This window comes from Streptomyces sp. NPDC052107, assembly GCF_040680215.1.
Lineage (GTDB): Bacteria > Actinomycetota > Actinomycetes > Streptomycetales > Streptomycetaceae > Streptomyces.
In genome coordinates this window covers 61,617-87,650 of sequence record NZ_JBFAWG010000003.1, presented here as the reverse complement: position 1 = coordinate 87,650, position 26,034 = coordinate 61,617, and the positions used below count along the sequence as shown (strand labels likewise).

General features: G+C 72.4%; 26 protein-coding genes and 1 pseudogene. 17 read left to right on the top strand and 10 right to left on the bottom strand.

The genetic code is table 11. The features are described 5' to 3' along the window. The 4 genes from AB0M27_RS04165 to AB0M27_RS04150 all read left to right on the top strand — a co-directional run bounded on the left by AB0M27_RS04165 (position 1) and on the right by AB0M27_RS04150 (position 4,364). Positions 1 to 1,197, top strand: coding sequence for an amidohydrolase family protein (locus tag AB0M27_RS04165; RefSeq protein WP_365717708.1), 1,197 nt, complete (start codon positions 1 to 3; stop codon positions 1,195 to 1,197). After that, entirely contained in the window at positions 1,197 to 2,330 is a 1,134-nt protein-coding gene (locus AB0M27_RS04160) for an acyl-CoA dehydrogenase (RefSeq protein ID WP_365717706.1), read from the top strand. The genes AB0M27_RS04165 and AB0M27_RS04160 overlap by 1 nt, the downstream gene beginning before the upstream one ends. A gap of 2 nt (positions 2,331 to 2,332) precedes the next feature. After that, positions 2,333 to 3,265 carry an acyl-CoA dehydrogenase family protein gene (locus AB0M27_RS04155; RefSeq protein WP_365718181.1) on the top strand — a complete coding sequence of 311 codons (933 nt, stop codon included), beginning with the start codon at positions 2,333 to 2,335 and terminating at the stop codon, positions 3,263 to 3,265. Between the two features lie 553 nt (positions 3,266 to 3,818). Further along, complete coding sequence (locus tag AB0M27_RS04150; RefSeq protein WP_365718178.1) at positions 3,819 to 4,364, top strand: ATP-binding protein; 546 nt, start codon at positions 3,819 to 3,821, stop codon at positions 4,362 to 4,364. A 287-nt stretch (positions 4,365 to 4,651) separates the two neighbouring features. Here the strand turns inward: AB0M27_RS04150 and AB0M27_RS04145 are convergent, their stop codons facing one another. Beyond that, entirely contained in the window at positions 4,652 to 5,578 is a 927-nt protein-coding gene (locus AB0M27_RS04145) for a cyclase family protein (RefSeq protein ID WP_365717703.1), read from the bottom strand. An 86-nt stretch (positions 5,579 to 5,664) separates the two neighbouring features. Between AB0M27_RS04145 and AB0M27_RS04140 the strand changes: the two genes are divergently transcribed. The 3 genes from AB0M27_RS04140 to AB0M27_RS04130 all read left to right on the top strand — a co-directional run bounded on the left by AB0M27_RS04140 (position 5,665) and on the right by AB0M27_RS04130 (position 8,888). Continuing rightward, positions 5,665 to 6,576, top strand: a complete 912-nt coding sequence (locus AB0M27_RS04140; protein ID WP_365717701.1) for an SDR family NAD(P)-dependent oxidoreductase — start codon at positions 5,665 to 5,667, stop codon at positions 6,574 to 6,576. A 114-nt stretch (positions 6,577 to 6,690) separates the two neighbouring features. Continuing rightward, positions 6,691 to 7,839: an acyl-CoA dehydrogenase family protein gene (locus AB0M27_RS04135; protein WP_365717699.1), complete on the top strand. Its 1,149-nt coding sequence runs from the start codon at positions 6,691 to 6,693 to the stop codon at positions 7,837 to 7,839. Continuing rightward, positions 7,839 to 8,888: a Zn-dependent alcohol dehydrogenase gene (locus AB0M27_RS04130; RefSeq protein ID WP_365717697.1), complete on the top strand. Its 1,050-nt coding sequence runs from the start codon at positions 7,839 to 7,841 to the stop codon at positions 8,886 to 8,888. The genes AB0M27_RS04135 and AB0M27_RS04130 overlap by 1 nt, the downstream gene beginning before the upstream one ends. 15 nt (positions 8,889 to 8,903) lie before the next feature. Here AB0M27_RS04130 and AB0M27_RS04125 read toward each other — a convergent pair whose 3' ends face one another. After that, positions 8,904 to 10,022: a helix-turn-helix domain-containing protein gene (locus AB0M27_RS04125; RefSeq protein WP_365717695.1), complete on the bottom strand. Its 1,119-nt coding sequence runs from the start codon at positions 10,020 to 10,022 to the stop codon at positions 8,904 to 8,906. A gap of 71 nt (positions 10,023 to 10,093) precedes the next feature. Here AB0M27_RS04125 and AB0M27_RS04120 point away from each other — a divergent pair, with 71 nt between their 5' ends. Beyond that, positions 10,094 to 11,404, top strand: a complete 1,311-nt coding sequence (locus AB0M27_RS04120; RefSeq protein WP_365717693.1) for an MFS transporter — start codon at positions 10,094 to 10,096, stop codon at positions 11,402 to 11,404. A gap of 299 nt (positions 11,405 to 11,703) precedes the next feature. Here AB0M27_RS04120 and AB0M27_RS04115 read toward each other — a convergent pair whose 3' ends face one another. Then, positions 11,704 to 12,300 carry a flavin reductase family protein gene (locus tag AB0M27_RS04115; RefSeq protein ID WP_365718176.1) on the bottom strand — a complete coding sequence of 199 codons (597 nt, stop codon included), beginning with the start codon at positions 12,298 to 12,300 and terminating at the stop codon, positions 11,704 to 11,706. A gap of 82 nt (positions 12,301 to 12,382) precedes the next feature. Here AB0M27_RS04115 and AB0M27_RS04110 point away from each other — a divergent pair, with 82 nt between their 5' ends. After that, entirely contained in the window at positions 12,383 to 13,300 is a 918-nt protein-coding gene (locus tag AB0M27_RS04110; RefSeq protein WP_365717691.1) for a hypothetical protein, read from the top strand. A gap of 4 nt (positions 13,301 to 13,304) precedes the next feature. Here AB0M27_RS04110 and AB0M27_RS04105 read toward each other — a convergent pair whose 3' ends face one another. The 4 genes from AB0M27_RS04105 to AB0M27_RS04090 all read right to left on the bottom strand — a co-directional run bounded on the left by AB0M27_RS04105 (position 13,305) and on the right by AB0M27_RS04090 (position 18,144). Then, the gene (locus AB0M27_RS04105) at positions 13,305 to 14,087 is read right to left on the bottom strand and encodes an enoyl-CoA hydratase-related protein (RefSeq protein WP_365717689.1); all 783 of its coding nucleotides are present in this window, start codon (positions 14,085 to 14,087) and stop codon (positions 13,305 to 13,307) included. Beyond that, entirely contained in the window at positions 14,084 to 16,306 is a 2,223-nt protein-coding gene (locus AB0M27_RS04100) for an acetate--CoA ligase family protein (protein WP_365717687.1), read from the bottom strand. Before AB0M27_RS04100 ends, AB0M27_RS04105 begins: the two co-directional genes overlap by 4 nt. Before the next feature lie 122 nt (positions 16,307 to 16,428). Beyond that, complete coding sequence (locus AB0M27_RS04095; protein WP_365717685.1) at positions 16,429 to 17,625, bottom strand: NAD(P)/FAD-dependent oxidoreductase; 1,197 nt, start codon at positions 17,623 to 17,625, stop codon at positions 16,429 to 16,431. A 180-nt stretch (positions 17,626 to 17,805) separates the two neighbouring features. Then, the gene (locus AB0M27_RS04090) at positions 17,806 to 18,144 is read right to left on the bottom strand and encodes a hypothetical protein (RefSeq protein ID WP_365717683.1); all 339 of its coding nucleotides are present in this window, start codon (positions 18,142 to 18,144) and stop codon (positions 17,806 to 17,808) included. Between AB0M27_RS04090 and AB0M27_RS04085 the strand changes: the two genes are divergently transcribed. From AB0M27_RS04085 to AB0M27_RS04075, 3 genes are all read left to right on the top strand, one after another. After that, positions 18,143 to 18,592 carry a DoxX family membrane protein gene (locus AB0M27_RS04085; protein WP_365717681.1) on the top strand — a complete coding sequence of 150 codons (450 nt, stop codon included), beginning with the start codon at positions 18,143 to 18,145 and terminating at the stop codon, positions 18,590 to 18,592. The genes AB0M27_RS04090 and AB0M27_RS04085 overlap by 2 nt on opposite strands. 34 nt (positions 18,593 to 18,626) lie before the next feature. After that, positions 18,627 to 19,022, top strand: coding sequence for a Zn-ribbon domain-containing OB-fold protein (locus AB0M27_RS04080; RefSeq protein ID WP_365717679.1), 396 nt, complete (start codon positions 18,627 to 18,629; stop codon positions 19,020 to 19,022). A 206-nt stretch (positions 19,023 to 19,228) separates the two neighbouring features. Then, entirely contained in the window at positions 19,229 to 20,089 is an 861-nt protein-coding gene (locus AB0M27_RS04075; protein WP_365717677.1) for a GNAT family N-acetyltransferase, read from the top strand. A 31-nt stretch (positions 20,090 to 20,120) separates the two neighbouring features. Here AB0M27_RS04075 and AB0M27_RS04070 read toward each other — a convergent pair. Next, positions 20,121 to 20,357: pseudogene (locus AB0M27_RS04070) on the bottom strand (EamA family transporter); the annotation flags it as partial. A 65-nt stretch (positions 20,358 to 20,422) separates the two neighbouring features. Between AB0M27_RS04070 and AB0M27_RS04065 the strand changes: the two are divergent. Next, positions 20,423 to 20,815, top strand: coding sequence for a LysR substrate-binding domain-containing protein (locus tag AB0M27_RS04065; RefSeq protein WP_365717675.1), 393 nt, complete (start codon positions 20,423 to 20,425; stop codon positions 20,813 to 20,815). Positions 20,816 to 20,842: 27 nt separating this feature from the next. Continuing rightward, on the top strand, positions 20,843 to 21,019 hold the full coding sequence (locus AB0M27_RS04060; RefSeq protein ID WP_365717673.1) for a hypothetical protein: 177 nt from the start codon (positions 20,843 to 20,845) through the stop codon (positions 21,017 to 21,019). 33 nt (positions 21,020 to 21,052) lie between these two features. On the opposite strand, the gene AB0M27_RS04055 is transcribed toward AB0M27_RS04060, so the two are convergent. Next, complete coding sequence (locus AB0M27_RS04055; protein ID WP_365717671.1) at positions 21,053 to 21,718, bottom strand: pyridoxal 5'-phosphate synthase; 666 nt, start codon at positions 21,716 to 21,718, stop codon at positions 21,053 to 21,055. A 184-nt stretch (positions 21,719 to 21,902) separates the two neighbouring features. On the opposite strand from AB0M27_RS04055, the gene AB0M27_RS04050 reads away from it, so the two are divergent. Further along, a complete protein-coding gene (locus AB0M27_RS04050) occupies positions 21,903 to 22,856 on the top strand; it encodes a CorA family divalent cation transporter (RefSeq protein WP_365717669.1) in 954 nt (317 codons plus the stop codon). A gap of 10 nt (positions 22,857 to 22,866) precedes the next feature. On the opposite strand, the gene AB0M27_RS04045 is transcribed toward AB0M27_RS04050, so the two are convergent. After that, positions 22,867 to 24,036 carry an acetyl-CoA acetyltransferase gene (locus tag AB0M27_RS04045; RefSeq protein WP_365717667.1) on the bottom strand — a complete coding sequence of 390 codons (1,170 nt, stop codon included), beginning with the start codon at positions 24,034 to 24,036 and terminating at the stop codon, positions 22,867 to 22,869. A 121-nt stretch (positions 24,037 to 24,157) separates the two neighbouring features. On the opposite strand from AB0M27_RS04045, the gene AB0M27_RS04040 reads away from it, so the two are divergent. Both AB0M27_RS04040 and AB0M27_RS04035 read left to right on the top strand, forming a co-directional pair. Then, entirely contained in the window at positions 24,158 to 25,483 is a 1,326-nt protein-coding gene (locus AB0M27_RS04040) for an acyl-CoA dehydrogenase family protein (RefSeq protein WP_365717665.1), read from the top strand. Beyond that, positions 25,483 to 25,962, top strand: a complete 480-nt coding sequence (locus tag AB0M27_RS04035) for a nitroreductase/quinone reductase family protein (RefSeq protein ID WP_365717663.1) — start codon at positions 25,483 to 25,485, stop codon at positions 25,960 to 25,962. The genes AB0M27_RS04040 and AB0M27_RS04035 overlap by 1 nt, the downstream gene beginning before the upstream one ends. Positions 25,963 to 26,034 lie beyond the last annotated feature (72 nt).

The window sequence follows — 26,034 nt, the reverse complement described above, 5'->3', positions numbered from 1 at the left end:
ATGGCCAGCGAACTGCCCCGCATCATCAGCGTCGACGACCATGTGATCGAGCCCGCCCACCTCTTCGAGACCTGGCTGCCGGCCAGGTTCCGGGACCGTGGGCCCAAGCCGCTGACCGCCGGGATCGGGGAACTGGCCTACGTCGGCGGCAAGTACCGGATCACCATGGACCCGGCCGGCCAGCCGACCGACTGGTGGATCTACGAGGACCTGAAGTTCCCGTACAAGCGCAACATCGCCGCCGTCGGCTTCGACCGGGACGAAATGACCCTGGAGGGGATCACCCGGGAGCAGATGCGGCCGGGGTGCTGGGACCCCGTCGAGCGCCTGAAGGACATGGACCTCAACCACGTCGAGGCCAGCCTCTGCTTCCCGACCTTCCCCCGCTTCTGCGGACAGACCTTCGCCGAGGCGCACGACAAGGAGGTCGCCCTCGCCTGCGTACGCGCCTACAACGACTGGATGGTGGAGGAGTGGTGCGGGGACAGCGGGGGCCGGCTGATCCCGCTGTGCCTGATCCCGCTGTGGGACGTGGAGCTGGCGGTCGCGGAGATCCGCCGGAACGCGGCGCGCGGGGTCCGCGCCGTCACCTTCTCCGAGATCCCCACCCACCTCGGGCTGCCCTCCATCCACTCCGGCTACTGGGACCCCTTCTTCGCGGTCTGCCAGGAGACGGGCACGGTCGTCAACATGCACATCGGCAGCAGCTCCCAGATGCCGGCCGCATCGCCCGACGCCCCGCCCGCCGTCCAGGCCTCGCTGAGCTTCAACAACGCGATGGCCTCGATGATGGACTACCTCTTCAGCGGGGTCCTGGTGAAGTTCCCCCGGCTCACACTCGCCTACTCCGAAGGGCAGATGGGCTGGATCCCGTACGCCTTGGAGCGCGCCGACGACGTGTGGGAGGAGCACCGTGCCTGGGGCGGGGTCCGGGACCTGATCCCCGAGCCGCCGTCGACGTACTACTACCGGCAGATCTTCTGCTGCTTCTTCCGCGACAAGCACGGTGTCGCGTCGCTGGACGTGGTGGGGCGGGACAACGCCACCTTCGAGACCGACTACCCCCACGTCGACTCGACCTTCCCGCACACCAAGGAGGTCGCCCTCGACCATGTGAAGGGCCTGGACGAGGAGACGGTCCACAAGCTGATGCGGGGCAACGCCATCCGCATGCTCGACCTGGACCTGGACCGCTAGTGGATCTGTCGTACACGCCCGGGGAGGAGGAGTTCCGCGCCGGGCTGCGCGAGTGGCTCGCCAAGGTGCTGCCCACACTGCCGCCGAAGCCGTCTCCCGACGACTGGCCCGCGCGCAGGGCGTACGACCTCAGCTGGCAGCGGATGCTGTACGACGCCGGGTACGCCGACGTCCACTGGGGCGCCTCACCGACGACCAGGCTGATCTTCCTGGAGGAGACCGAGCGTGCGGGGGCGCCCTATGTGGGGGCGAACTTCGTCGGGCTGCTGCACGCCGGACCGACCATCGCCGCCGAGGGCACCCCCGGGCAGGGGGCCCGCTGGCTGCCGCCGATCCTGCGCGGCGAGGAGGTGTGGTGCCAGGGGTTCAGCGAACCGGGCGCCGGCTCCGACCTGGCGGCGCTGCGCACGCGCGCGTGGCGCGACGGCGACGACTACGTGGTCACCGGGTCCAAGATCTGGACCTCCCACGCCGAGGCCGCCGACTGGTGCGAGCTGCTGGTCCGCACCGACCCGGACGCGCCCAGGCACCGGGGCATCACCTGGCTCGCGATGCCCATGTCCGCCGACGGCATCACCGTACGGCCCCTGCGCACGCTCGCCGGCTCGGCGGAGTTCGCGGAGGTCTTCCTCGACGAGGTACGGGTACCGGTGGCGAACCGGGTCGGCGCGGAGAACGACGGCTGGCGCGTGACCATGGTGACCCTGTCCTTCGAACGCGGCACGGCGTTCGTCGGCGAGGTGGTGGCCTGCCGCCGCGTCCTGGCCGAGCTCGCGGGCGAGGCGCGGGTGAACGGCCGCTGGGACGATCCCGCGCTACGGCGCCGACTCGGCCGTCTGGAGGCGGAGTTCCGCGCGCTGTGGCGGCTGACCCAGTGGAACGTGAGCGAGGCGGAGGCGAGCGGCGGGGTGCCGGGGGCCGGGGGGTCGGTCTTCAAACTCCGCTACTCCCACGCGCGTCAGGAGCTGTACGACACCGCCGCCGAGGTCTTGGGTCCCGATTGCCTCGACATGAACCGGCCCTGGGTCCTGGACCGCCTGTCCTCTCTCTCGTACACCATCGCCGCCGGCACCTCACAGATCCAGCGCAACATCGTGGCCGAGCGGATCCTGGGGCTGCCGAAAGGGAGATGAGCGTGCGTTTCCAACTCACCGAGGATCAGCGTGCGTTGAAGGCAGGCGCACGGGAACTGCTGGACCGGCGGTTCGGGCGGGAGGCGCTGCGGGCGGCCGTCGACGCGCCGGGGCGGCTCGACCGGGAGCTGTGGCGGGCGCTCGGGGACGCGGGGTTCTTCGCCCTGCGGCTGCCCGAGGCGGCCGGCGGAGTCGGGCTGGGGCTGCCGGAGGCGGTGCTGGCCTTCGAGGAGGCGGGCCGGGCACTGCTGCCCGGACCGCTCGTGGCGACGCACCTGGCGGCCGGGAGCGTACCGGGCGCGGCCACCGGGGAGACGGTGGTGGCGGCGGTGGACGGGGAGCTGGTGGAGTGGCTGGAGGCGGCGGATGTGGTGCTGGGGGAGGTGGCCGGGGCCGTACCGCTGCGTTCCGTCGACCCGCTGACCCCGCTGCACCGGACCGCCACGGCTGTCGGCAGGCGTACGGCCGGCCGGCGCCCACCCGGCGGCGGCGAGACGTACGCAGCCGCGGGCAGTCGTGTCCCCGACCCCGTCGCCACCCTCCTCACCGCCGCCGAGCAACTCGGCACCGCCGTAGGCGTGCAGGAGCTCGCCGTGCAACACGCCGGCACCCGCGAGCAGTTCGGACAGCCGATCGGGGCCTTCCAGGCCGTGCAGCATCTGTGCGCGGACCTGCTGGTGCGGACCGAGACCGCGCGCGTCGCCGTGTACGCGGCAGCCGTCACCGCCGACCCGGCCGACATCGCCGCCGCCCGGCTGCTCGCCGACGAGGCCGCCGTACGCGGGGCCCGTGACTGCCTTCAGGTGCACGGCGGCATGGGGTTCACCTGGGAGGCGGATGTGCATCTGCATCTGAAGCGGGCCTGGGTGCGGGCCCGACGAGGTGGCGGGAGCACGGAGAGTGAGGAACTGCTCGCCGCGCGGCTGGTGGCCTGACGGGACGACCGCGCCCTGGACTGCATCGCCGGAAAAGCCTTGGCCCAGGATGTCGCGGATTGTGGCACGCCGGTATCACGGAGCGTCGATACGTGGTTGTGTCCTTCGCAGGGCTCGTCACATCCCGGAGTCGGGTGTCCCCTCCGGTACCTTGTGTGGGATGCGAGTGGCTGCGAGCACGAGCCGGGCCGACGGTGCCCCTGGGGCGGCACCGGGTCGCGCGGTGCGCGCCGCTGCTCGCGGGGCGGTAAAGGCGTCGGCCGACGCCTGTTCGACTCCCCCGCACGAGCGTCGCACAGTATGCCGCACGCGTACTCCTTCGCGCTGGAATATGCCCGAAGCGCTTGTTGGGGTGACTGTACGTCAACCATGCTGTCTCCAAAGGGAATCACGTTCCGTGACCCTTGCTCTGGCCGTTGTTCTGGCCATGCAGAAAATGGCTACGATCGTGGCCCTCGTGATCGTCGTCGCGGCCACAGCGGCCGTGGCGGCCGGGTGGCGTGGGGTCATGTGTCCGCCGGTTCGGATGGTGTGAGCGGTGCAGGTGCTTCAAGTGCAGCTGGAGATCCGGCCCGATCCCACGGAGGTGGGGCGGGCGAGGAGGTGGGCCCGCTCGCGGCTTGCCGGGCTCGGGATAGCGGCCGACGAGCCGCTGGCCGAGACCCTGATCCTGCTCGTCTCCGAGTTGGTGACCAACGCGGTCGTGCACACCGGCCACGCGGCCGTGCTCCGGCTCTCCCTGCCGGGCACGGCGGCCGGGACCGCCGGGCCGACAGCGACTGCCGGGCCGGCCGGGAGCACCGAGCCTGCCGGGACCGCCCAGGCGCCGACGGCACCCGTCGCGGTCACCGTGCGCGTCGAGGTGGCCGACAGCAGCTCCCGCGCCCCCGTGCCGCGTTGCGCCGGCGGTGACGCCACCGGCGGCCGCGGCCTGGCCCTGGTGGACTGCCTGGCCGATCGCTGGGGCTGGAGCCCGGAAGGCGCCGGCAAGAGCATCTGGTGTGAACTGGACCGCTGTTCACAGCCCAGGCAGAGCGCAGCGATGGCGTACGGGGGCGGACTGTCCGCGTACGAGGGTCTCGCCTTCGAGGCGGTGTAGCACCCGGCGCGGTGTGCGCCGGGGGTGCATCCGTGCGCGGCTGTCACGAACAGGGCGTACGTAACAAATCCCCGTACCGGCGTTGACGACTCGTGACCGCCTGAACACGCTTGTGGGCGACGATTCGCCGCGAGGGGACGGCGAGGGCCTGGGTGACGGCGGCCCTCGTCGAGTGTGGGTCGCACCCGGTGGGCGGCGCGTGCGCGCGACGGTGGGGGGAGGCGCGCCGCCGGCCGGTCAATGCCCCGCGTGCGGGGGCCGTGGGCAGGGACGCTCGGCGGTGCCCGTCAGAGGACGGCCACGGGGGCCACCGGGGTGCCCGTCGCGCCGACGAACGGCTCGGGCATCGCCGACAGCAGGAACGCGTACCGCCTCTCTTGTCCACAGGCTGTGGACAACTCTTCGAGATTCCAGTTCTGGCCCTGGAGCATCCCCATCTCCACCAGGTCCAGGGCGTGCACGGGCAGCCACAGATTCTCCGACTCGGGCGGAAACATCTCAAAAGTGAGCGTATCGTTCGCGACCGCCGCCACATCGCGCGCGTGGAACCACTCCGGCGTGCGGAGGGACAACCCAGGCGACGGATAGCCGTACCCGTGCCTGTCCCCGGCCAGATACACCTGCACCTGCCCGGTCCGCACCAGCACGACGTCCCCGGCCCGGACCCGCACTCCGCCGAACTCCTCGGCCGCCTCCAGGTCCTCCGGCGTGACCGCGTGGTCCCCCGCCAGCCGGTCCATGCCACGCGCGCGTGCCACGTCCAGCAGCACCCCGCGCGAGACGATGTGCCGCGTCTTGTCGATCCCGCCGAACTCGGCACCGCCGTGCGCGGTGACCGTGTGCGCCGGGCGGCCGTTGTAGAGCTTCCCGGAGTGCGAGACATGGGTGAGCGCGTCCCAGTGGGTGCCCGCCTGCAGACCCATGGTCACCGCGTCGTCGCTGCACGCCACCGTGCCCGGCCCGAAGAGTTCCTGGTTGATCTGGACCATGACGTGCAGCGGGTTGACCCGCCCGGGGATCATGCCGGTCTGCACGCCGTCCTGCCGGAGGGGGAGCGCGAGGGGGACACGGCGTCCGGTGCGGACACAGGCGGCGGCCTCACGGACGACCTCGTCGGTGATCAGGTTCAGGGTGCCGATCTCGTCGTTTGCCCCCCAACGCCCCCAGTTGTTCACGCGCTTGGCGATCTCGTGGAACTCCTCCGGCAGTGCCATCCGGTGCCTCCCCGGGGCTTGTGTCCGCGCATCCGACGCGCCATAAAATCTAACGGTCCGTCAGAAATCGTGGGAAGGGGCCGGGCGTGGGGAACTTCTTGGCAGGAAAGGTCGTCACCGTCACGGGCGCCGGGCGGGGCATCGGCCGGGCGGTCGCACGGGCGGCTGCCGCCGAGGGGGCGAAGGTCGTCGTCAACGACTACGGCGTCTCCGTCGACGGCGCCTCACCCACCAGCGAGGTCGCCGAGGCCGTCGTCAAGGAGATCGAGGCGGCGGGCGGGGAGGCGGTGGCGGTCGCCGACGACATCTCCACGATGGCGGGCGGGCAGCGGGTGGTCGACGTGGCGCTGACCTCGTACGGCCGTCTCGACGGGGTCGTGTGCGTGGCCGGGATCCTGCGCGAACGCATGCTGTTCAACATGACCGAGGAGGAGTGGGACCCCGTGCTCGCCACCCACCTCAAGGGCACGTTCACCGTCTTCCGGGCGGCGTCCGCGGTCATGCGAAAGCAGCGCGCCGGCACGCTGATCGGGTTCACCAGCGGCAACCATCAGGGTTCCGTGTCCCAGGCCAACTACAGCGCGGCAAAGGGCGGGATCATCTCGCTCGTCCGCAGCGCGGCCCTCGGCCTGCACAAGTACGGGGTGACCGCCAACGCGGTGGCGCCGGTGGCTCGTACGCGGATGTCGGCGAACGTTCCCATGGAGCTGGCGGAGATCGGCGAGCCGGAGGATGTGGCCGCGCTGGTGGTGTACCTGCTGTCCGACCAGGCTGCCGCGCAGGGCGTCACCGGGCAGGTGTACACCGTCGCGGGGCCGAAGATCGCGGTGTGGGCGCAACCGAGGGAACTCCGGGCCGCGTATGCCTCCGGCGGTTGGACACCGGAGAGGATCGCGGAGTTTCTGCCGGGGTCCGTGGGGGTGGATCCGATGCCGATGCTTGCGCGGCTGGCGGCGATGGAAGAGGCGGCTCGGGGTGGGTCTCGGCCGAACACCTGATAGCTCGGGGTGCGTTGGTGTTCGGCGACTGCGGGTGCGGTGTGGCTTGTCGCGCAGTTCCCCGCGCCCCTTCGGGGCGCTCCGATGGCCCCCCAATTCGAAGGCGGTCCAACAATGGATTTCGGGTTCAGTCAAGAGGACGAGGACTTTCGTGCCGAGGCCCGCGCATGGCTGGCGGCGAACGCCGACCCCGCCACGGACCGCCGTACCTGGGAACGCACCCTCGGCAAAGCCGGCTGGATCGGGCTCGGCTGGCCGGAGTCGGGCCACGGGAACCGCATGGCCACCCTCACCCAGCAGGTCGTCTGGGCCGAGGAGTACGCCCGGTCGGCCGCCCCTCCGCGTTCGGGGCACATCGGGGAGAACCTGCTCGCCCCCACCCTCATCGCCCACGGCACAGAGGAGCAGAAGTCCCGCTTCCTGCCGCCCGTCGCGGCCGGTGAGGAACTGTGGTGTCAGGGATACAGCGAGCCCGGCGCGGGATCGGACCTGGCCGGAGTGCGGACGGCGGCCGTGCGGGAGGGGGACCGCTACCGGATCACTGGGCAGAAGATCTGGACCTCGCTCGCCCATGAGGCCGACTGGTGCTTCGTACTGGCCCGTACCGACCCGGAGTCCAGCCGCCACCACGGGCTCAGCTTTCTGCTCGTCCCCATGGACCAGCCCGGCCGTATCGAGGTCCGCCCGATCCGGCAGATGACCGGCACCAGCGACTTCAACGAGGTTTTCTTCGAGGGGGCGCACGCGCGCGTGGAGCACGTCGTGGGAGGGGAGGGGCGGGGGTGGTCGGTGGCCATGGGGCTTCTCGGGTTCGAGCGCGGGGTGTCCACGCTCGCCCAACAGATCGGGTTCGCCGAGGAGTTGGCCAGGGTCGTACGGGCGGCGTTGGAGACGGGGGCGGAGGCGGACCCCGTCGTACGGTCGCGGCTCGTGCGGCAGTGGGCCGAGCTGCGGACCATGCGCCGGCACGCCCTGCGCACCCTCGGCGGCTCGGCCGGCCCCGGCGCGCCCAGCGTGGCCAAGCTGCTCTGGGCCGGCTGGCACCAGCGGCTCGGTGAGCTGGCGATGCAGGTCAGGGGAGCGGCGGCCACCGTCGGCCCCACGGACTGGTCTCCTTCGTCGCCGTATGAACTCGGCGCGGACGAGCACCTGTTCCTCTTCTCCCGGGCCGACACCATCTACGGCGGTTCGGACCAGGTCCAGCGCACGATCATCGCCGAGCGCGTGCTCGGTCTGCCCAGAGAGCCCAAGGGGGCCGTGTGATGCGTGGTGTGGTGTTCGACGGCAAGCAGGTGCAGGTGGTCGACGATCTCGCGGTGCGCGAGCCGGGGCCGGGCGAGGTGCTGGTGACGATTGCGGCGGCGGGACTGTGCCACAGCGATCTGTCCGTGGTGGACGGCACCATTCCGTTCCCGGTGCCGGTGGTGCTGGGGCACGAGGGCGCCGGGGTCGTGGAAGCGGTCGGCGCGGGCGTCACCCATGTCGCGCCCGGCGACCATGTGGCGCTGTCCACGCTCGCCAACTGCGGCACGTGCGCGGAGTGCGACCGGGGCCGGCCGACGATGTGCCGGCAGGCCATCGGGCGCCCGGGCAAGCCCTTCACCCGGGGCACCGACCTGGTGCACCAGTTCGCCTCCAACTCGGCGTTCGCCGAGCGCACGGTCGTCAAGGCCGTGCAGGCGGTGCGGATCCCCAAGGACATCCCCCTGGAGTCGGCCGCGCTGATCGGGTGCGGTGTGCTCACGGGCGTGGGGGCCGTGCTGAACCGGGCCCGGGTGGACCGAGGGGACAGCGTCGTCGTCATCGGGACCGGCGGGATCGGGCTGAACGTGCTGCAGGGCGCGCGGCTCGCGGGGGCGCTCAGGATCGTCGCCGTGGACGCCAACCCGGCCAAGGAGGAGATGGCGCGGCAGTTCGGCGCGACCGACTTCCTGACCTCGACGAAGGGCGTGAAGGACATCCTGCCCACGGGCACCGACCACGCCTTCGAGTGCGTGGGCCGGGTGGAGCTGATCCGGCAGGCGATCGACCTCCTCGACCGGCACGGCCAGGCCGTCCTGCTCGGCGTGCCCCCTGCCACCGCCGAGGCGTCCTTCCGCGTCTCCTCCCTCTACCTGGACAAGTCCGTCCTGGGCTGCCGCTACGGCTCCTCGCGCCCCCAGCGGGACATCGCCCTGTACGCCGAGCTGTACCGCCAAGGCCGCCTGCTGCTCGACGAGTTGGTGACGGCGGTCCACCCGGTGGAGGACTTCGCCAAGGCCCGCGCGGACGCGGAGGCGGGGCGGGTGGCGCGGGCGGTGCTCACGTTCTGAGTTCCGGAGGAAGAGTCATCCAGAAGCGAGTTGTCCTCGGGCGAGTTGTCCACGGGCCGGTCCAGCGCCCACCGTCCTGGACCGACCTACTGACTCCGTCCTTCCGTCCTGGACCGCCGTCCCGGTCACACCCGCCCGGAAGGTCCGCCGGTATGCCGTAGGGGTCACCCCGAGCGCCTGCTGGAGGTGCTGGCGCATCGACTGAGCGGTGCCGAAGCCCGCCTCGCGGGCCACCTGGTCGATGGAGAGGTCGGTGGTCTCCAGCAACTGGCGGGCGCGTTCGACGCGCTGCTGGGTGAGCCACTGCCCGGGGCTGATCCCGACCTCCTCGCGGAAGCGGCGGGTGAAGGTGCGGACCGACATGGCCTCCTGCTCGGCCATGTCCCGCAGTTGGATCGGCTCGTGGAGGCGGCCGAGCGCCCAGGCGCGGGCAACGGTCGTCGTGGCCAGCTGCGGGTCGGGGACCGGGCGGTGGATGTACTGGGCCTGGCCGCCGTCGCGGTGCGGCGGTACGACCGTGCGCCGGGCCACCTCGTTGGCCACCGCCGTACCGAAGTCGCGGCGCACCATGTGCAGGCACAGGTCGATCCCGGCGGCCACGCCGGCCGAGGTGAGCACGTCGCCGTCGTCGATGAACAGTACGTCCGCGTCCATCTTGACCTGCGGGAACATGCGCTGGAAGTGCTCGGCGTCGGCCCAGTGCGTGGTCGCCGGGCGGCCGTCGAGGTATCCGGCGGCCGCGAGGACGTAGACGCCGGTGCAGATGGAGGCGAGCCGGGTGCCGGGGCGGATGCGGGCGAGGGCGGCGGCCAGCTCGTCGGTCAGCCGGCCTTCCTCGAAGACCGGGCCGAGTTCGTACGACGCCGGGACGATCACCGTGTCGGCGCCGGCCAGCGCCTCCGGGCCGTTCGGGACGTGCACGGCGAAGTCGGCGTCGGTCTCGACCGGGCCGGGCGGCCGTACCGAGCAGGTCGCGACCTCGTACAGGTGCCGGCCGTGCTCGTCCTTGGGGCGGCCGAAGATGCGGTGCGGGATGCCCAGCTCGAAGGGGAGCAGGCCGTCGAGGGCGAGGACGACGATGCGATGCGGACGGAAACCCGCGGCTTCCTCGGATTCCTCGGTGACAGCAGTCATGGCCCGATTCTAGCGAATACTGTCTCTCGGGCCACTCGATGTGCGCACATGAAAAAAGCATGCTGTATGACGTGACTCAGACAAGCCCAGCCGCAGCCCCCGTCCAGGTCGCCCCACCCGCCCGGCGCCGCCGTGTGCACCGGGCGTGGTTCGTCGCCGCCGTCACCTTCGTCACGATCATCGGCGCGGCCGCCTTCCGTTCCCTGCCCGGCCTGCTCATCGACCCGCTGCACCAGGAGTTCGGCTGGTCGCGCGGCACGATCGGCGCGGCCGTCTCCATCAACCTCGCGCTCTACGGCCTCACCGCCCCCTTCGCCGCCGCGCTGATGGACCGCTTCGGCATCCGCCGGGTGGTCGCCGTCGCGCTGACCGTGATCGCGGTCGGCTCGGGCCTGACCGTGTGGATGACGGCGGCCTGGCAGCTGTGGCTGTGCTGGGGCCTGCTGGTGGGACTGGGCTCGGGCTCGATGGCGCTCGCCTTCGCCGCGACGGTCACCAACCGGTGGTTCACCGAGCGGCGTGGCCTGGTCAGCGGCATCCTGACCGCCGCGTCCGCCTCCGGCCAGCTGATCTTCCTGCCGGTGCTGTCCTGGCTGACCGAACACCACGGCTGGCGCCCGGCCGCCGTGACGGTCGCCCTGGCCGCGCTCGCCGTCGTCCCCTTCGTGTGGATCCTGCTGCGCGACCACCCGGCCGACATCGGCCAGAAGCCGTACGGCGCCCGGGAGTTCGTGCCCAAGCCCGCGCCGGTGACCGGTGCCGCCCGCCGCACGATGAAGGTGCTTTCCACCTCCGTCCGCACCGGCACCTTCTGGCTGCTCGCCGGCACCTTCGCGATCTGCGGCGCCTCCACCAACGGCCTGATCCAGACCCACTTCGTGCCCGCCGAGCACGACCATGGCATGCCCGTCACGACGGCGGCCTCGCTGCTCGCGGTCATCGGCGTGTTCGACGTGGCCGGCACGATCGCCTCCGGCTGGTTCACCGACCGCTTCGAACCGCGCCGCCTACTGGCGGTGTACTACGCCCTGCGCGGCCTCTCCCTGCTCTTCCTCCCGATGCTGCTGGGACCCGCCGTCCACCCGCCGATGCTCTTCTTCATCGTCTTCTACGGCCTGGACTGGGTGGCCACCGTCCCGCCGACCCTCGCGCTGTGCCGCGAGCAGTTCGGCGAGGACAGCGCCATCGTCTTCGGCTGGGTGCTCGCCTCCCACCAGATCGGCGCGGCCCTCGTCGCCTACCTCGGCGGCCTCGCCCGCGACGTCTTCGGCTCCTACGACCTCGTCTGGTACGCCGCCGGCACGCTGTGCGCGGCGGCGGCCCTGATGTCCCTGGTGATCCGCCGGTCGGCTCCGTCGGTTCCGGTGGCCGCCGTATCCTGAAGGTGTCTGCCGGAGAGGGAAGTTGATGACATTCGGCATGGTCCTCGGCGACGCGTTCCTCGTGCCCGCCCACGCAGGAACCACCTCACGAGGAGCATGCCGCGTCCCTGGTCCGCTGGACCGAGAGCGAAACCCGTTGCGAACCCCTCTCCGTCCGCCGGCACTCTGAGAGCGGTTTTTCGCCACCCCGGCGGCTGGCGGTGCGCCGACCTTCGTGCCGGCGGAGGCGAAAGCCGCGCGAGCCCGGACTCAGTCCCGCTCGCCGCCGTCCCGGCTGCCGGTGAACCGTCGGGCAGGCTCTAGGGGTGGCCGATTCGGGCGAACCGCCCACGATGGAAGAGGAGCGGTTCGCCCGGCTCCTCCGTGCCGAGGGCGTCCACCCGGCCCACGACGATCAGGTGGTCGCCCCCGGTGTGTACGGCGTGGACGGTGCAGTCGATCCAGGCGGCGGCACCGGCCAGCCGCGGCGAGCCGGACACGGGCGCCGCGTCGTACGCCACCCCCGCGAACTTGTCCGCGCCGCTCACCGCGAAGGCCCGGCACAGCTCGCCCTGGCCGGCGCTGAGCACGTTGACGCAGAAGACGCCCGCGCGGGCGATGCGCGGCCAGGTGGTCGACGTACGGCCCACCATGAAGCAGACCAGGGGCGGTTCAAGGGAGAGGGAGGCGAAGCTCTGGCAGGCGAAACCCGCGGGTCCGTCCTCTTCCTCGGCGGCCGGTGCCGTGATCACGGTCACACCGCTCGCGAAGCTCCCCAGCACCCGCCGGAACTCGCTCGGGTCCACCGGAGCCCGCTCGTCCTCCCGTACGCACCGCAACTCCGGCCGCGGCAACGGTTCCACGGGCCTGCGCCCCAGATACCGGACGGCGGCGGCCGCCGCCCCAGCGTGTCCCATCACGCCATTCATTGAAGCTGACGGAGCGTCAGAGGGGAAGCCTGGTGACGGGCCTCGTACAGGCACTTCGTAGGGTGCGGCCATGGGGTGGGAGAAAACGCGTGAGCGGGTACGGGTGGCCCGGAGCGATCTGGCCGCGGCGATCCCGGTGAACGCGGCGCAGCTGCCGGCGGCCTGGCTGCTGTGGTGGATCTGGACCAGCAGCCAGGACCAGTACGGGACCGGCTACATCGGCGCACTCGGGATCGCCTGTCTGCTGGTCTTCGCCCCGCTGCTGCTGCCGTTCCTCGGCCTGCTGCTCTCGGCCGTGCTGACGCTGCCCGCGATCGTGCTCGCCCGCCCGGCGCTCCGGCGGTTCGGCGGGCCGGAGTGGGCCTGGCGCGTGATCGGGGCCGCGGCCACGGCCCTCGGCTGGGGCGCGGTGACGACGGCACTCTTCGGCCGGCCCTTCGTCACCGCGGCGTCGGTCCTCACCGCCCTGGGCCTGCTGCCCGCGCGCGGCATCGCCTACGTCCGCACGCGCCCCTGGTCGGTGTGGGGCGTGTGGTGGCGCTCGGCACTCGCCTGCGCCGGCCTCTTCGCCCTGACCCTCGGTGGCGGGCTCGCGGCCTCCGCGGCCGGCCTGATCCCGCAGTACGAGCCGCCCGAGCTGACCCGCGCCCAGCTCACCGGCGTCTGGCGCGGCGACGACGGCGCGGAGCTCCGCCTCACCCCCGACGGCCGGGCAGCGGCCCGCAGACTCCCGACCGAACCCACGGACGACGACTGGTCGGCCCCGGACTACAAGGACTACGTCGTCTGCGCGGGCTCCGGCACCTGGAAGCCCGACCCCGGCACGGACGACACCGACCGCGCCGGCATCCTCCTGCACCTCGACACCGACTGCGGCCTGGACACCCGCTGGTCCGTCAGCGGCACCGAGTCCGCGCCCCAGCTGTACGTCCTCTTCGGCGACCCGGACGCCGGCACCCTCCGGACCCTGGACCGCGCCGGGGACTGAGCCCTCACCGCCCCCGGAACTCCGGCCCCCGGCGCTCCGCGAACGCCCGCAGGCCCTCCCCGGCGTCCTCGGTCGTCATGTTGAGCTCCTGTGCCCAGGCCTCCGCGGCGAAGGCGGCGGCCCGGTCGGACTCCAGGGACGTGTTCACCAGGTGCTTGGTCATGGCCAGGGCGCGGGTAGGGGCGGAGGCCAGCCGGGTCGCCCACTCCCGGGTCGTCTTCGTCAGGTCGGCGTCGGGTACGACCCGGTTGACCAGGCCCAGGCGTTCCGCGTCCGCCGCCGACACCGCGTCGCCGAAGAACATCAGCTCCTTCGCCCGCTGGGGGCCCAGCAGACGGGGCAGCAGGTACGCCCCGCCCGCGTCCGGTACCAGCCCGCGCCGTACGAACACCTCGATGAAACGGGCCGACTCGGCGGCCAGGACCAGGTCGCAGGCGAACGCCAGATGCGCGCCGAGGCCCGCCGCCGTGCCGTTCACGGCGGCGATCACCGGCTTCTCGCAGTCCAGGACGGCCGCGATCAGGCGTTGGGCGCCCTGGCGCAGCATCCGGGCCACGTCGCCGGGCAGCCGGTCGCCGCCGGTGCCGCCTCTCAGGTCCGCGCCCGCGCAGAAGCCCCGGCCCGTTCCGGTCAGCACCACCGCCCGGACGTCCGGGTCGGCCGACGCCTGCGCGAGCAGGTCGATCAGCCGGTCCCGGAGTGCCGGAGTGAGGGCGTTGAGGGACTCGGGACGGTTCAGGGTGAGGTGGGCGACCTGCTCACTCCGCTCGGTCTCCAGCTCGCTCATCGGCACACCACCAGCGCGTCCAGCGCCACCGCGCCCTGCCCCCGGGGAAGCACCATCAACGGGTTGATGTCCAGCTCGGCGATGTGCTCACCCAGTTCGAGCGCCATGCGCTGGACCCGCAGGATCACCTCGACCAGCGCGTCCCGGTCGGCGGGCGGGCGGCCCCGGACGCCGTCCAGCAGGGCCCGGCCCCGGAGCTCGGTGAGCATGGCGCGGGCCTGGTCCTCGCCGAAGGGCGGGACACGGACCGCCGAGTCGCGCAGGACCTCCACCAGGACCCCGCCGAGACCCACCGTCACCGTCGGTCCGAACAGGTCGTCGTGGGTCATCCCGAGGACCATCTCCACGCCCTGCTCGACCATCTGGCACACCAGGATCCCGTCCAGCGAGACACCCTCGTAGCGGGCGATGTCGATCAGCTCGCGGTAGGCGTCCCTGACCTGGCTGGCCGACGTCAGACCGATCTTCACCAGGCCCAGTTCGGTCTTGTGGGCGATCTGGGCGCCGGAGGCCTTCATCACCACCGGGTAGCCGACCTGCGCCGCCGCCCGGACGGCCGCCGCCGCGCTGGTCACCAGCTGCTCGCGCGGCACCCGGATGCCGTAGGCGCGCAGCAGTTGCTTGGCCCCGTGCTCGCTGAGCTGCTGGCCGGGGCGCATCAGGGCCTCGGCCTTGCGGAAGGAGAGGGAGGGGGTGCGGGGGGCTTCGTCGAAGGGGGAGCGGTAGTCGCTCACGAAAGCGTGGTGGTCCAGCCAGGCGCGGACGGCCTTGAGGCAGTTGCCCACCGTGCGGAAGGTCGCCACCCGGGAGGAGCCGAGCAGGACCTCGCGGTAGGCCGCCTCCGTGCCCACCGGCGAACCCCACACCACGCACACCAGCTTGTCCGTCTGCTCGGCCGCCTCGACCAGATCCGCCACCAGTTTGTCGCTCAACGGCGGGAAAGGGCCGGTGATCGGGCAGATCAGGACGCCGATCGCCGGGTCGGCGAGGATCGCGTCGATGATCTTCCGGCCGCGCCGGTCGCCCACCGGATGCCCGCCGTTGTCCACCGGGTTGGCCACGCTCAGGTACTCCGGTATCCACTGGTGCAGCTCGGCCTGCTTGGCCTCCGACAGGCGGGGAAGCCGGAGTCCGGCCGCCGTCGCCAGATCGGCGGCATGCGCGCCGGTGCCGCCGGAGATCGAGTACACCGCGACCCCCTCCGCCAGCGGCGCTCGCGCCCGCGCCAACAGGGCCGAGGTGTCCTGGAGTTCGTCGAGACCGTCGACCCGTACGACCCCGAACTGGCGCATCGCCGCGTCCACCACGTCGTCGGCGCCCGTGAGCTTGCCGGTGTGCGAGGCGGCCGTGCGCGCGCCGGTCTCGGTGCGGCCCACCTTCACCGCGACCACCGGCACCCCGCGGCGGGCGGCGCGGTCGGCGGCCAGCAGGAAGGCGCGGCCGTCCTTAAGGCCCTCCACGTAACAGGCGATGGCGCCGACCTCGGGCTGCTCGGCGAACCAGGAGAGGAAGTCGGCGGTCTCCAGGTCGGCCTCGTTGCCGGTCGGTGCCCAGTGCGAGAGACGGATGCCCAGCTCCTGGAGCGAGAAGACCGGGCGGCCCTGGTGGCCCGACTGAGTGATCAGGGCGATCGCCGGACCGGTGAGGTCCTCGCGGAAGTGCTCGAAGGCGTTGAGGTTGGTGTTCGGGCCGAGGAGCCGGATCCCCGAGCGGCGTACGGCGTCCGCCAGGCGCTCCTGTGCCTCGGCGCCCGCCTCGCCCGTCTCGGCGAACCCGGAGGCGAAGGCGACCGCGAACTTCACCTTGGCGTCGGCGAGTTCCCCGATCACCGGCAGCGGGTCGGCCACCAGCAGCACGGCCAGGTCGATCTGTCCGGGCGGCAGTTCGGCGACGGAGGCGGCGCAGGGCACGCCGAAGACCGAGGGACGGGTCGGATGCACCGGGTGCACACGTGCGCCGACCCGCTCGGCCCAGGCCAGCAGCTGCCGGGTGATCCCGGTGTTCGGGCGTCCCTCCGCGTCCGAGGCGCCGATCACGGCGACCGACTCGGGCCGGAAGAAGCGGCTCAGGTCCGGAACGTCCGCGTACAGCGGCCGCCCGCTGACGTCCAGGTCGCCGACCTGGTCGTGGACGACGGGTCCGGGCCGCTGCTCGCCGCACGCGATGACCCGGGCCCGGCGGGAGTCGGTGGTGAGGGTGCCGTGGGTTGATCCAAGCATCGGTCCGCCCGCTCCTGTGAGACAGCACAAGTAAACTGACGCTCTGTCAGATTACTGAACTGACGAAGCGTCAGGAACTGGTCGGACCGAGCAAAGTTACCGACGGGTGCGCAGCGGTGGTGTCACCGGCGCGTGCGCAGCTGCCTGGCCGCCTCCTTCGCGATCTTCCCCGCGTCGAGCGCCATCTCCCGGAACATCCCGCTGATCGGGTTGGTGAACCCGGTGAAGTACAGACCCGGCGCCTGCGCCGGCGCCCGGCCGCCGTGCACGACCGGCTTGCCGCGCCCGTCCAGCACCCCGAGATGCCCGACCAGACCCTCCAGCGCCCGCGTGTACCCGGTGGCCGCGATCACGGCGTCCGGCTCGATCCGGCTGCCGTCGGCGAGGACGACCTTTCCGGGGTTCCCGTCCTCGAAGGACTCGACGGCGGCCACGATCTCCACCTTCCCCTTGCGTACGGCGTCGATCAGACCCACGTCCTGCACCGGGACGGCGCCCTGCCGGACCCTGCTGTACATCCCGGTGTCGGGGCGCGGCAGCCCGTGGGCCGACAGGTCGGGCACGCCGAGCCGGCCCATCGACCTGGCGAGCTGGTCCACCAGCCGTACCGGCAGCCTCCGTACCAGGACACCCGAGTACTGCGCGGGCCAGCCGAGCGTCGTACGGCGCACGATGTGCGGGACGGTGCGGACCGCCAGCCGCACCCGAGCGGCCCCGCCCTCCACCAGGTCCACGGCGATCTCGGCGCCGGTGTTGCCGACGCCGACGACCAGGACGTCCCGGCCCGCGTACGGCTCGGCGTTGCGGTAGGCGCCGGCGTGCAGGAACTCCCCGCCGTACCGCGCCAGGCCCGGCCAGTCGGGGATGTGCGGGGTGTGGTTGTAGCCGGTGGCGACGACCACCGCGCTACCGGTCAGCTCGCGCCCGCCGGAGGCGTGCAGCAGCCAGCCGGTGCCGTCCCCGGTCGGCTCGACGCGGAAGACCTCCACGCCGGTGACGATCTCCAGCTCGTGGTGCTCGGCGTACTTCTCCAGATAGCGCACCACGTTGTCGCGGGACACCCAGCGCCCGAACTTCCGGGGGATCTTCAGGCCCGGCAGCGCGGACAGCCGCCGGGTGGTGTGCAGACGCAGACGGTCGTAGTGGCCGTGCCAGGAGTTGCCCACGCCGTCGGCCCGCTCCAGCACCACGGCCCGTATGCCCCGTGCCCGCAGTGCGTACGCGGCGGCCAGACCGCCCGGACCGGCGCCGATGACGTAGACCGGGCGGTCGGCGGGCGTGACGGAGAGCTGTACGGGAGCGGAACGGGAGTCGGCCATGTCCGGGAGCGTAATCACGCACCCGGTTGATGGGTCTCGGTCAAGACCGGAATTGGTTGCGGATTGATCACGTGTGTGGAGAAGTGCCCGCTACAGGTGGCGTAGCCCACACGGATGAGGGGGAAGTGCGCGCCGCCGGGCTGAGGTTGCGCAGGGACCCGGCGGCGCTTGCCCTGCCGGTCACCGCTTCCTGGCGCGGTGCCCGGTGACCTTGCCGATCCACGTGATGAAGTCGCCCGGGTCGGTGTTGGCGCCGTGGCCCTGGTCCCAGTAGTAGAGGTGGTCGACCTCGTCGCCGCGGCCGGCCGCGGCGGCGGCCAGGTTCGCCGAGATGGCGTGCGAGGTGTCGGAGTCCTTGGTGCCGAGCCGGATCCACCCGTGCTTCGAGCTGTGCGGGTTGCCAGCTGCTGAGGATGTCTGCTGCTGAGCCCGGTCGTGCCGTTCTTCGTGCCCTACGCGGTGAAGCGCCGGGCTTCGGCGGTGGGCTTTACGCAGGATCTGACGTACCGTCAGATCCATGGACTCCATATGGCTGGACGGCGCTCAGTGGCTGGCGGTGCTGCGGATCGGTCTCGGTCTGTGGTGGCTGGAGAGCTGGCGGCACAAGGACAAGAAGGCCTGGTTCGAGCGGGGCAGCGGCATCGCGTGGGCGGCGGAGATCGCGGAGAAACACCGCTGGGCGCCGGTGCGGACGGGATTCGAGACGGTGGTCAAGCCGTACCCGAAGGTGATGGCGTACGTCGTCGCCTACGCCGAACTCTCCCTGGGCCTCGGCCTGATCCTCGGCTTTCTGACCCCGATTGCGCTGCTGGGCGGACTGCTGCTGAACGCGGTCTACTTCGTGCTGATGATCCACGACTGGGCCGAGCAGGGCCAGAACTCGATGATGGCGCTCATCTCGCTCGTCGGGTTCTTCGGTATGGCGTGGCAGACCTGGTCGCTGGATGCCTGGCTGGGGTGGTTCTGATGCGGTCGATGGCTCTTCGGGACGGGTGGTTCTGATGGCCGCGGTCCGCTACGACCTTCCGGAGCCCGACGCCTTCACGCGCCCCTACTGGGAGGCGGCCGCGCGGGGCCGGCTGCTGATCCGCCGCTGCGCGGCCTGCGGCCTCGCCCACCACTACCCGCGCGAGTTCTGCCCGCACTGCTGGAGCGAGGAGGTGGCCTGGGAGGAGGCGAGCGGCCGTGCCGTGCTCTACACCTGGTCCACCGTCCACCGCAACGACCTGCCGCCCTTCCGCGAGCGCACGCCGTACGTGGCCGCGGTGGTCGATCTGGCGGAGGGCCCGCGGATGATGACACAGGTGGTGGAGTGCGCGGCCGCGGACCTGCGGGCCGGGCTTCAGCTACGGGTGACGTTCGTGGAGGGGGTGGCGGTGTTCCGTCCGGGGGGTTGAGGTGGGAAGGGGCGCGGGGTTCGGTCCAGGGGGCAGAGGTGGCGAGGGGGGGTCGGGGGTCGGTCCGGGGGTTGAGGTGGGGAGGGGGGAGCTGGGGAGGGTTCGGGGGTTGGGCTGGGGAGGGGGAGCCGGGGTGCCGTCCGGAGGGCTGAGCTGCCGTGGGAAAACCGGTGTGCCTTCCGGGCGTTGGCGTCGATCATGGTCGTATGCGCCCTGAGAACTGGTATCTCACCGAAGACCTGGACGAGTTCCTCTCCCGCGCGGGCGAGTTCCTGCGCTCCCGGCCGGCGCTGCACACGGTGCCGTTGACGGTGACGGACGCGCTGCGGCGGCGCGGGCTGTACCTCTACGGCCAGCAAGCGCCCCTCTTCGGCCTGCTGGAAGCGGACGACGGCACGGCACGGGTGGCCCTGCTCCACACTCCGCCCTTCCAGATCAACGTCACCGCGCTCACCCCGGAGGAGGCCGACGCCCTGGCGGTCCGGTTCGCCGAGCTGGGCCGCTCACTCCCCGGAGTCTTTGGGCCGAAGGACGCGACGGAGGCCTTCGCGGCGGCCTGGCAGCGGCGTACCGGTACGGCGGTCGCAGCCGACAAGCGTCAGCGGCTCTACCGGCTGGGCGAGTTGACCGTACCCGAGCCCCGGCCGCAGGGGCGGGCGCGGATCGCCGGGCCCGCGGACCGGGATCTGCTGATCCGCTGGTTCGAGGAGTTCGAGGAGATCACCGGCGGCGTCGGCCAGGATCCGGGCAACTGGGCAGACGCCCGTATCTCCTACGGCGGCGTCACCCTCTGGGAAACCGACGACGGCACTCCGCTCGCCATGGCCGGAGCCACCCCCGAGACGGCCGGCCAGGTCCGTATCGCCCCCGTCTACACCCCCGCGGACCTGCGCGGACGCGGATACGCGGGCGCGGCCACGGCGGAGGTGAGCCGGGCCGCGCGCGAGACCGGGGCTTCGGAGATCCTGCTCTTCACCGACCTCGACAACCCGACGAGCAACGGCCTGTACCAGCGGATCGGCTACCGGCCGGTGGCGGACTTTGCGGTGTGGCGGTTCGGCGACTGAGGCGGCCGGGGTCCCGGAGCGTCCGGCAGGGCTACCCGCGCCCCGCCCGTACCGCCCCCGCGCTCGCCGTCACCACCAGGACGATGGCCAGGCACTGGGCGGCCGACAGGGTCTGGCCGAGGACCAGGAAGCCGGCCAGGGCCGCGATCGCCGGGGCCAGGCTCATCAGGATCGCGAAGGTCGGGGCGGGCAGCCGGCGCAGGGCCAGCAGCTCCAGGGTGTACGGCAGGCCCGAGGACAGCAGGGCCACGGCCAGCCCGAGCCCCAGCGCCCCCGGCCGCCGCCGCGCTGGCCGCCGTAGACACCGCCCTCGACCCCGGCGCGCTGACCGCGATGCCGCTGCGCCTCGGCCATTCCTGGGCGGCGCTCGGCAGGTTCACCGTCCCGCTGCTGCGCCGCTGGGACGAGGAACATCCCGACGTGCCGCACCAGCTGCGCCGCGTCGACGACCGTACGGCCGGGCTCACCCGGGGCAAGGTCGACGTCGCGCTGCTGCGCGGCGCGGTGACGGTGCCGGGGCCGGCGGCCGAACTGCTGCTGCAGGAGGCGCGGATCGCGGTGGCGCCGGCGGACAGCGGCCTCGCCGCGCGCGACACCCTCACGCTCGCCGACCTGACGGCCTGGCCGATCGCCCTGAACACGGTGGCGGGCACCACCACGCTCGACCTCTGGCCCGCCGGAGCGCGGCCCACGGCGACGATCGAGGTCACCAACACGGACGAATGACTCACGGCCATCGCGGCCGGGCGGGCGGTGGGCATCACGACGACGGCGACACCGGGTGTCCACACGCACCCCGCGATCGCCTTCCGCCCCCTGACCGACGCCACTCCGGTCCCCCTCCTCCTCGCCTGGCACCGAGGCACCCCGACGCACCCGGCGATCCCGGACCTGGTGCGATTGGCCCGCCGGCTGGTGGCGGAGGCGTGAGCGCGCCGCAGGGGCGCGGGGCCGTATCGATAATCAAGGCCAGAGCAACGTCCTGCTCCAGCCGAACCCCGTGCTCCGGTACTCCAGCCGTACGTGCCGCCTGTCCGCATCCCCCTGGAAGAACTCCACCGTCTCGGGTCGCAGCCGATACAGCGTCCAGGTGGGGGACGGCTCGGCAGGGTTCTCGCGCGCCCGCTCCCACGCGGCCTGGGACGCCCGCCGCAGCTCGTCCAGTGAGGACAGTTCCTCGCTCTGCCGACCGGTGAGCGCCGCGGCCAGCGCCCCCGTGGAGCGGGCCTGCAGGTCGGCCTGGCTCTCCCGGGACGGCGCCGCGGTCACCGGCCCGCGCAGCCGGACCTGGCGGCCCAGCACCGGCCAGTAGAAGGCCAGGGCCGCGTGGGGGTGTGCGCTCAGGGCCCGGCCCTTGCGGCTCGTGGCGTGCGTGCCGAAGGCCCAGCCGTCCGCGTCGGCGCCGTGCAGCATCACGATCCGTACGTCGGGCCTGCCCTCCTCGTCCACCGTGGCCAGCGACATCGTGTGCGGCTCCGGTTGCCCGGCCGCCACCGCGTCCGCGAACCAGCTCGTGAACAGGGGCAGCGGGGTCGGCGGTGCGGTGTCCGGGGCGAAGGGGCGCAGGTCCGTGACGTCCGGGTCCCATACCCGCAGCGACTTCAGCAGTGCGTGGAGATCCGTTTCCATGTGCCGAGTATCGCCACCGGACCGCCGTCGGCGCGGGCGAGGACGACCGGGCCGCCATCCGTTCGGCAGTCCTCCCGCGACGCACACGAGTGATTCCGGGTGCGGGGCCGCCGGAGCCCAGGGACGCTCGGAGCCACGGGCTCGGGAGTGACGGTGAGGGGCGATGATCGTAACGGTGGTGTCGATGCCCGAGATGACCATCACCCGTACGGATGTCTCGGAGGCGCGTGAGCGGCTGGCCGTCGACTCCTTCCTGCTCGTCGACATCGAGCTGCCGGAGCACGCGCCGGCGCAGGGCACACCGATCGCCGATCAGCTCGGCCTGGACGGCGAGGACCTGGACTGGTTCGGCAGGGAGGGCGAGCCCGCGCGGGCCGAGTTCCTGGGGGACCGGGCCGCCTTCGTCGTGCCGGTGGTGCACGAGGACGAGATCGCCCACCTCCACGTGGTGGTGACCGAGCGGTTCCTGGCCACCGTGCACCGGGGGCAGGCCGGACTGGCGAAGAACATCACCGCGGCGTTGCGGCACGAGCGGCCCGACGACACCGTGGCCGTGCTCTTCCTGCTGCTCCAGGAGGCCCTGGACACCTTCCGCCGGGCGGCCGTGCAGGCCCTGCTGCAGTCCGAGGAACTCGAGGACGACATGTTCGAGAGCCGGCGTCCCGAGCAGGTCTACCGGCTGGCGCAGCTGCGGCGGCGCTCCGCCCTCCTGCACCACGCCCTGCGGCCCTACCTCCAGGCGATCGACGAGATCCTCACCCGCCGGATGATGAGCCCCACCTTCCCCGAGGAGCGGCAACGGCGTGCCCAGGGGTTCCAGACCGCCGGAAGGCTGGTGCTCGCCGACGTCGAGTCCCTGCAGGACGCCACCCGCCGGGCCTTCGCCAGTTACTCCTCGCTCGTCGCGGGCGAGCAGAACGGTGTGATCAACCGGCTGGCCATCGTGTCGGTGATCTTCCTGCCGCTGTCGTTCATCACCGGGTTCTTCGGCATGAACTTCACGTTCCTGACGAACAGGCTGGAGACCAGGGACGAGTTCTGGCTGCTCGCCGTGGGGCTGCAGGTGGTCGTCCTGCTCGGCTCCCTCTACGTCCTGCACCGCACCCGCATCTGGCGCCGACTGCTGGAGGAGGACTGAAGAGGAGCCCTCACCGGCCCAGAACCACCGTCCCCGACGAGCAGAACCAGCCCCCCGTCCCGGACGCCACCCCCAGCCTCGGCAGCTGCCCGTCCCGCGTCCGCACCTGCCGCTCCCCGGCCTCCCCGCGCAGTTGCCGTACCGCCTCGACCAGCAGGAACAGCCCGCGCATTCCCGGGTGTTGAGCCGAAAGGCCCCCACCGTCCGTGTTCACCGGCAGGCCCCCGCCCCGCACCAGCAGGCGGCCCTTCTCCACGAACGCCCCGCCTTCGCCCTTCCCGCAGAAGCCCAGGTCCTCCAGGGTCACCAGGGTCATGTAGGTGAAGGCGTCGTAGATCTGGGCGAAGTCCATCTCCTCCGGCCTCGCTCCCGCCCGCTCGAAGGCCAGCCGTCCGCTCACCGCCGCCGGGGACACCGTGAAGTCCGTCCACTCGGACATCGCCGCGTGCGAGACGTGCTCCCCGGTGCCGAGGATCCAGACGGGGGACGTACGGCAGTCCCGTACGTACTCCTCGGCCGCCAGCAGGACCGCCGCGCCGCCGTCCGAGCGCAGACAGCAGTGCAGCTTGGTGAAGGGGTCGGCGATCACCGGGCCGTCCAGGACCTCCTCGACGGTGATCGGCTCGCGGAACATCGCCCCCGGGTTCAGCGCCGCGTTGGCCCGGGCCTGGACCGCCACCTCGGCCAACTGCTCGACGGTCGTACCGTGTTCGATCATGTGGCGGCGGGCGGCCATCGCGTACTTGGCGATCAGGGTGTGGCCGTAGGGGACCTCGAACTGGAGGGGACCGCGGGCGCCGAAGGACAGGTCGCCCGTCCTGCGGCCCGCCCTGATGTCCGCGCGTGCCGTCGAGCCGTAGACGAGGAGGACGGCGTTCGCGTGGCCCGCCGCTATCGCGTCCGCGGCGTGCGCGGCCATGACCTCCCAGGTCGAGCCGCCGACCGAGGTGGAGTCCACCCAGGTGGGGCGCAGGCCCAGATACTCGGCCACCTCCACCGGGGCCAGCGTGCCGAGGCCCGCCGAGGCGAGGCCGTCGACCCGGGCGCGGTCGAGCCCGGCGTCCGCGAGGGCGCGGCGGGCCGCCTGCGCGTGCAGGGTGTACGGGGTGGCGTCGTCCATGCGCCCGCAGTCGGAGAGGGCCACACCGACCACGGCGACGTTCCTGCTCCCAGCCGTCATGAATCTGACGGTACATCAGATACGGCGTCTCGCGGCAGGTGCCGTGGCCCTGGGCATCCCCGCGCCCGCGGCCTAATATGACGCTCCGTCAGATCGGCTCGGGAGGGATGAGGGACCCGCCATGGACACGCGCCTGACCGCCGAGCAGGACGAGATCCGCCGCACCCTGCGCGAGCTGCTGCACAAGCGGTGCGGCTCGCCCGAGCTGCGCACCGCCGTCGACAGCCCGGCCGGACACGACCCCCTCCTGTGGTCGGCCCTCGCCGACCCGCTCGGCCTGCCCGGGCTCGCCCTGCCCGAGCGGTACGGCGGCATCGGCTGCTCGGCCACCGAGCTGGCCCTCGCCTGCGAGGAGACCGGCCGGGCGCTCGCCCCCTCCCCACTGCTCGCCACCTCCGTCCTCACCGCCCCGCTGATCCTCGCCCTCGGCACGGAGGCCCAGCGCGCCGAACTGCTGCCCCGCCTGGCCGCCGGCACCCTCACCGCCACCCTCGCCGTCCCCGGCCCGGCCCTCACCGTGGCACTCGCCCTGACCTGCGGCAACGGCAGTTTCTCCGCCGGCGGCGGGCGGGCCGGGGGTGTCCAGGCCCGGTGTGCCGACGGTGACTGGCGGCTGTACGGGCAGGTCGACCAGGTGCTGGACGGGCACAGCGCGGGGCTGCTGCTCGTCGCCGCGCACACCGGCGGCTTCGCCCGGTCCCGGACCCTGCTGTTCCTGGTGGCCGGGGACGCGCCCGGTGTCGTACGGACCCGGCAGACCGCGCTGGACGCCACCCGGCCGCAGGGGCGCGTCCAACTCCGTGAGGTGCGGGCGGAGGTGCTCGGCGAGGAGCGTGTGGACGTGTTGCCGGCACTGGCTGTGCTCGGTGACGGGGTCGCCGCGGTGCTCGCCTGCGAGGCCGTCGGAGCGGCGGAACGGGTGCTGGAGCGGACCGTGGAGTACGTCGGACAGCGCGAGCAGTTCGGGCGGCCCGTCGGCTCCTTCCAGGCGGTGAAGCATCGGTTGGCCGACGTGTACGTGGGAGTACAGGCGGCCCGGTCCGCCGCGTACTACGCCGCGTGGGCCTGCGGCGCTGGTGCCGGGTCCGCCTCGGCTTCGCCTTCGGCGTCCGGGTCCCCAGCCGCACCACCCTTGCAGCCTTCGTCGTCGGGTGCGGGTGGCCCCCGTGGGGGGTCCTCGCCGTCGGCGGCCCGCGGGCCGTCCCCCGGCGCTCAGGGTGGACGAAGCGGCGGGCTCGCGCTCGCTCAGGCCCTGGAGGCGTTGCGGGGGGCCGCCGCCGAGGGGATCCAGTTGCACGGCGGGATCGGGTTCACCTGGGAGCACGATGCCCAGCTGTACTTCAAGCGGGCCGCCGGGGACGAGCTGCTGTTCGGGCCCGTGCACCGGCTGCGGGACCGGGCCGCCGAGGTCGCCGGTCTCTTCGCGGGCGGGGAGGTGGCCGTCTGATGGCGGGGCTCGGCGTGCGGTTCGTGCAGCGGGTGTCGTCCACCCGGGCCTTCGCGAAGGTCGCGCCGCATGTGGTGCCGGTACTCGACCGGGGCGTGCACCGGCTCACCCGGGGCCGTTTCCTGCTCAGCACCCAGATGCTGCCCGGGGTGCTCCTCACCTCCACCGGCGCCCGCAGCGGACTGCCCCGCCGTACCCCGCTGGCCTGCATGCCCGAGGAGGACGGCAAGAGCTGGCTCCTCGTCGGCTCCAACTTCGGGCGGCCCGGGCATCCCGCCTGGAGCCACAACCTGCTCGCCCACCCGGACGCCGTGGTCAGCTGGAAGGGCCGGGACATCCCTGTCACCGCCCGGCTGCTCGCGGGGGAGGAGCGGGCGGAGGCCTGGACGGCACTCCTGGGGTTCTGGCCGCCGTACGCCACGTACCAGGCGCGGGTGACGAGGGAGATCCCTCTGTTCCGGATCACGGCAACCCCCTGAGGGGCGCGAGGCGGTGTCTGATATGCGGCTACCGCCGCGTGGGCGCGACCAGCCACAACGGACCGGCAGACG

What these genes read in the sequence shown, in the direction of transcription:
- AB0M27_RS04165 (WP_365717708.1), top strand. Translation starts at nt 1, where the DNA reads ATGGCCAGCGAACTGCCCCGCATCATCAGCGTCGACGACCATGTGATC.
- AB0M27_RS04145 (WP_365717703.1), bottom strand. Translation starts at nt 5,578, where the DNA reads ATGGCACTGCCGGAGGAGTTCCACGAGATCGCCAAGCGCGTGAACAAC.
- AB0M27_RS04135 (WP_365717699.1), top strand. Translation starts at nt 6,691, where the DNA reads ATGGATTTCGGGTTCAGTCAAGAGGACGAGGACTTTCGTGCCGAGGCC.
- AB0M27_RS04130 (WP_365717697.1), top strand. Translation starts at nt 7,839, where the DNA reads ATGCGTGGTGTGGTGTTCGACGGCAAGCAGGTGCAGGTGGTCGACGAT.
- AB0M27_RS04125 (WP_365717695.1), bottom strand. Translation starts at nt 10,022, where the DNA reads ATGACTGCTGTCACCGAGGAATCCGAGGAAGCCGCGGGTTTCCGTCCG.
- AB0M27_RS04115 (WP_365718176.1), bottom strand. Translation starts at nt 12,300, where the DNA reads ATGGGACACGCTGGGGCGGCGGCCGCCGCCGTCCGGTATCTGGGGCGC.
- AB0M27_RS04110 (WP_365717691.1), top strand. Translation starts at nt 12,383, where the DNA reads ATGGGGTGGGAGAAAACGCGTGAGCGGGTACGGGTGGCCCGGAGCGAT.
- AB0M27_RS04105 (WP_365717689.1), bottom strand. Translation starts at nt 14,087, where the DNA reads ATGAGCGAGCTGGAGACCGAGCGGAGTGAGCAGGTCGCCCACCTCACC.
- AB0M27_RS04100 (WP_365717687.1), bottom strand. Translation starts at nt 16,306, where the DNA reads ATGCTTGGATCAACCCACGGCACCCTCACCACCGACTCCCGCCGGGCC.
- AB0M27_RS04095 (WP_365717685.1), bottom strand. Translation starts at nt 17,625, where the DNA reads ATGGCCGACTCCCGTTCCGCTCCCGTACAGCTCTCCGTCACGCCCGCC.
- AB0M27_RS04085 (WP_365717681.1), top strand. Translation starts at nt 18,143, where the DNA reads ATGGACTCCATATGGCTGGACGGCGCTCAGTGGCTGGCGGTGCTGCGG.
- AB0M27_RS04090 (WP_365717683.1), bottom strand. Translation starts at nt 18,144, where the DNA reads ATGGATCTGACGGTACGTCAGATCCTGCGTAAAGCCCACCGCCGAAGC.
- AB0M27_RS04080 (WP_365717679.1), top strand. Translation starts at nt 18,627, where the DNA reads ATGGCCGCGGTCCGCTACGACCTTCCGGAGCCCGACGCCTTCACGCGC.
- AB0M27_RS04075 (WP_365717677.1), top strand. Translation starts at nt 19,229, where the DNA reads ATGCGCCCTGAGAACTGGTATCTCACCGAAGACCTGGACGAGTTCCTC.
- AB0M27_RS04065 (WP_365717675.1), top strand. Translation starts at nt 20,423, where the DNA reads ATGCCGCTGCGCCTCGGCCATTCCTGGGCGGCGCTCGGCAGGTTCACC.
- AB0M27_RS04055 (WP_365717671.1), bottom strand. Translation starts at nt 21,718, where the DNA reads ATGGAAACGGATCTCCACGCACTGCTGAAGTCGCTGCGGGTATGGGAC.
- AB0M27_RS04050 (WP_365717669.1), top strand. Translation starts at nt 21,903, where the DNA reads ATGCCCGAGATGACCATCACCCGTACGGATGTCTCGGAGGCGCGTGAG.
- AB0M27_RS04045 (WP_365717667.1), bottom strand. Translation starts at nt 24,036, where the DNA reads ATGACGGCTGGGAGCAGGAACGTCGCCGTGGTCGGTGTGGCCCTCTCC.
- AB0M27_RS04040 (WP_365717665.1), top strand. Translation starts at nt 24,158, where the DNA reads ATGGACACGCGCCTGACCGCCGAGCAGGACGAGATCCGCCGCACCCTG.
- AB0M27_RS04035 (WP_365717663.1), top strand. Translation starts at nt 25,483, where the DNA reads ATGGCGGGGCTCGGCGTGCGGTTCGTGCAGCGGGTGTCGTCCACCCGG.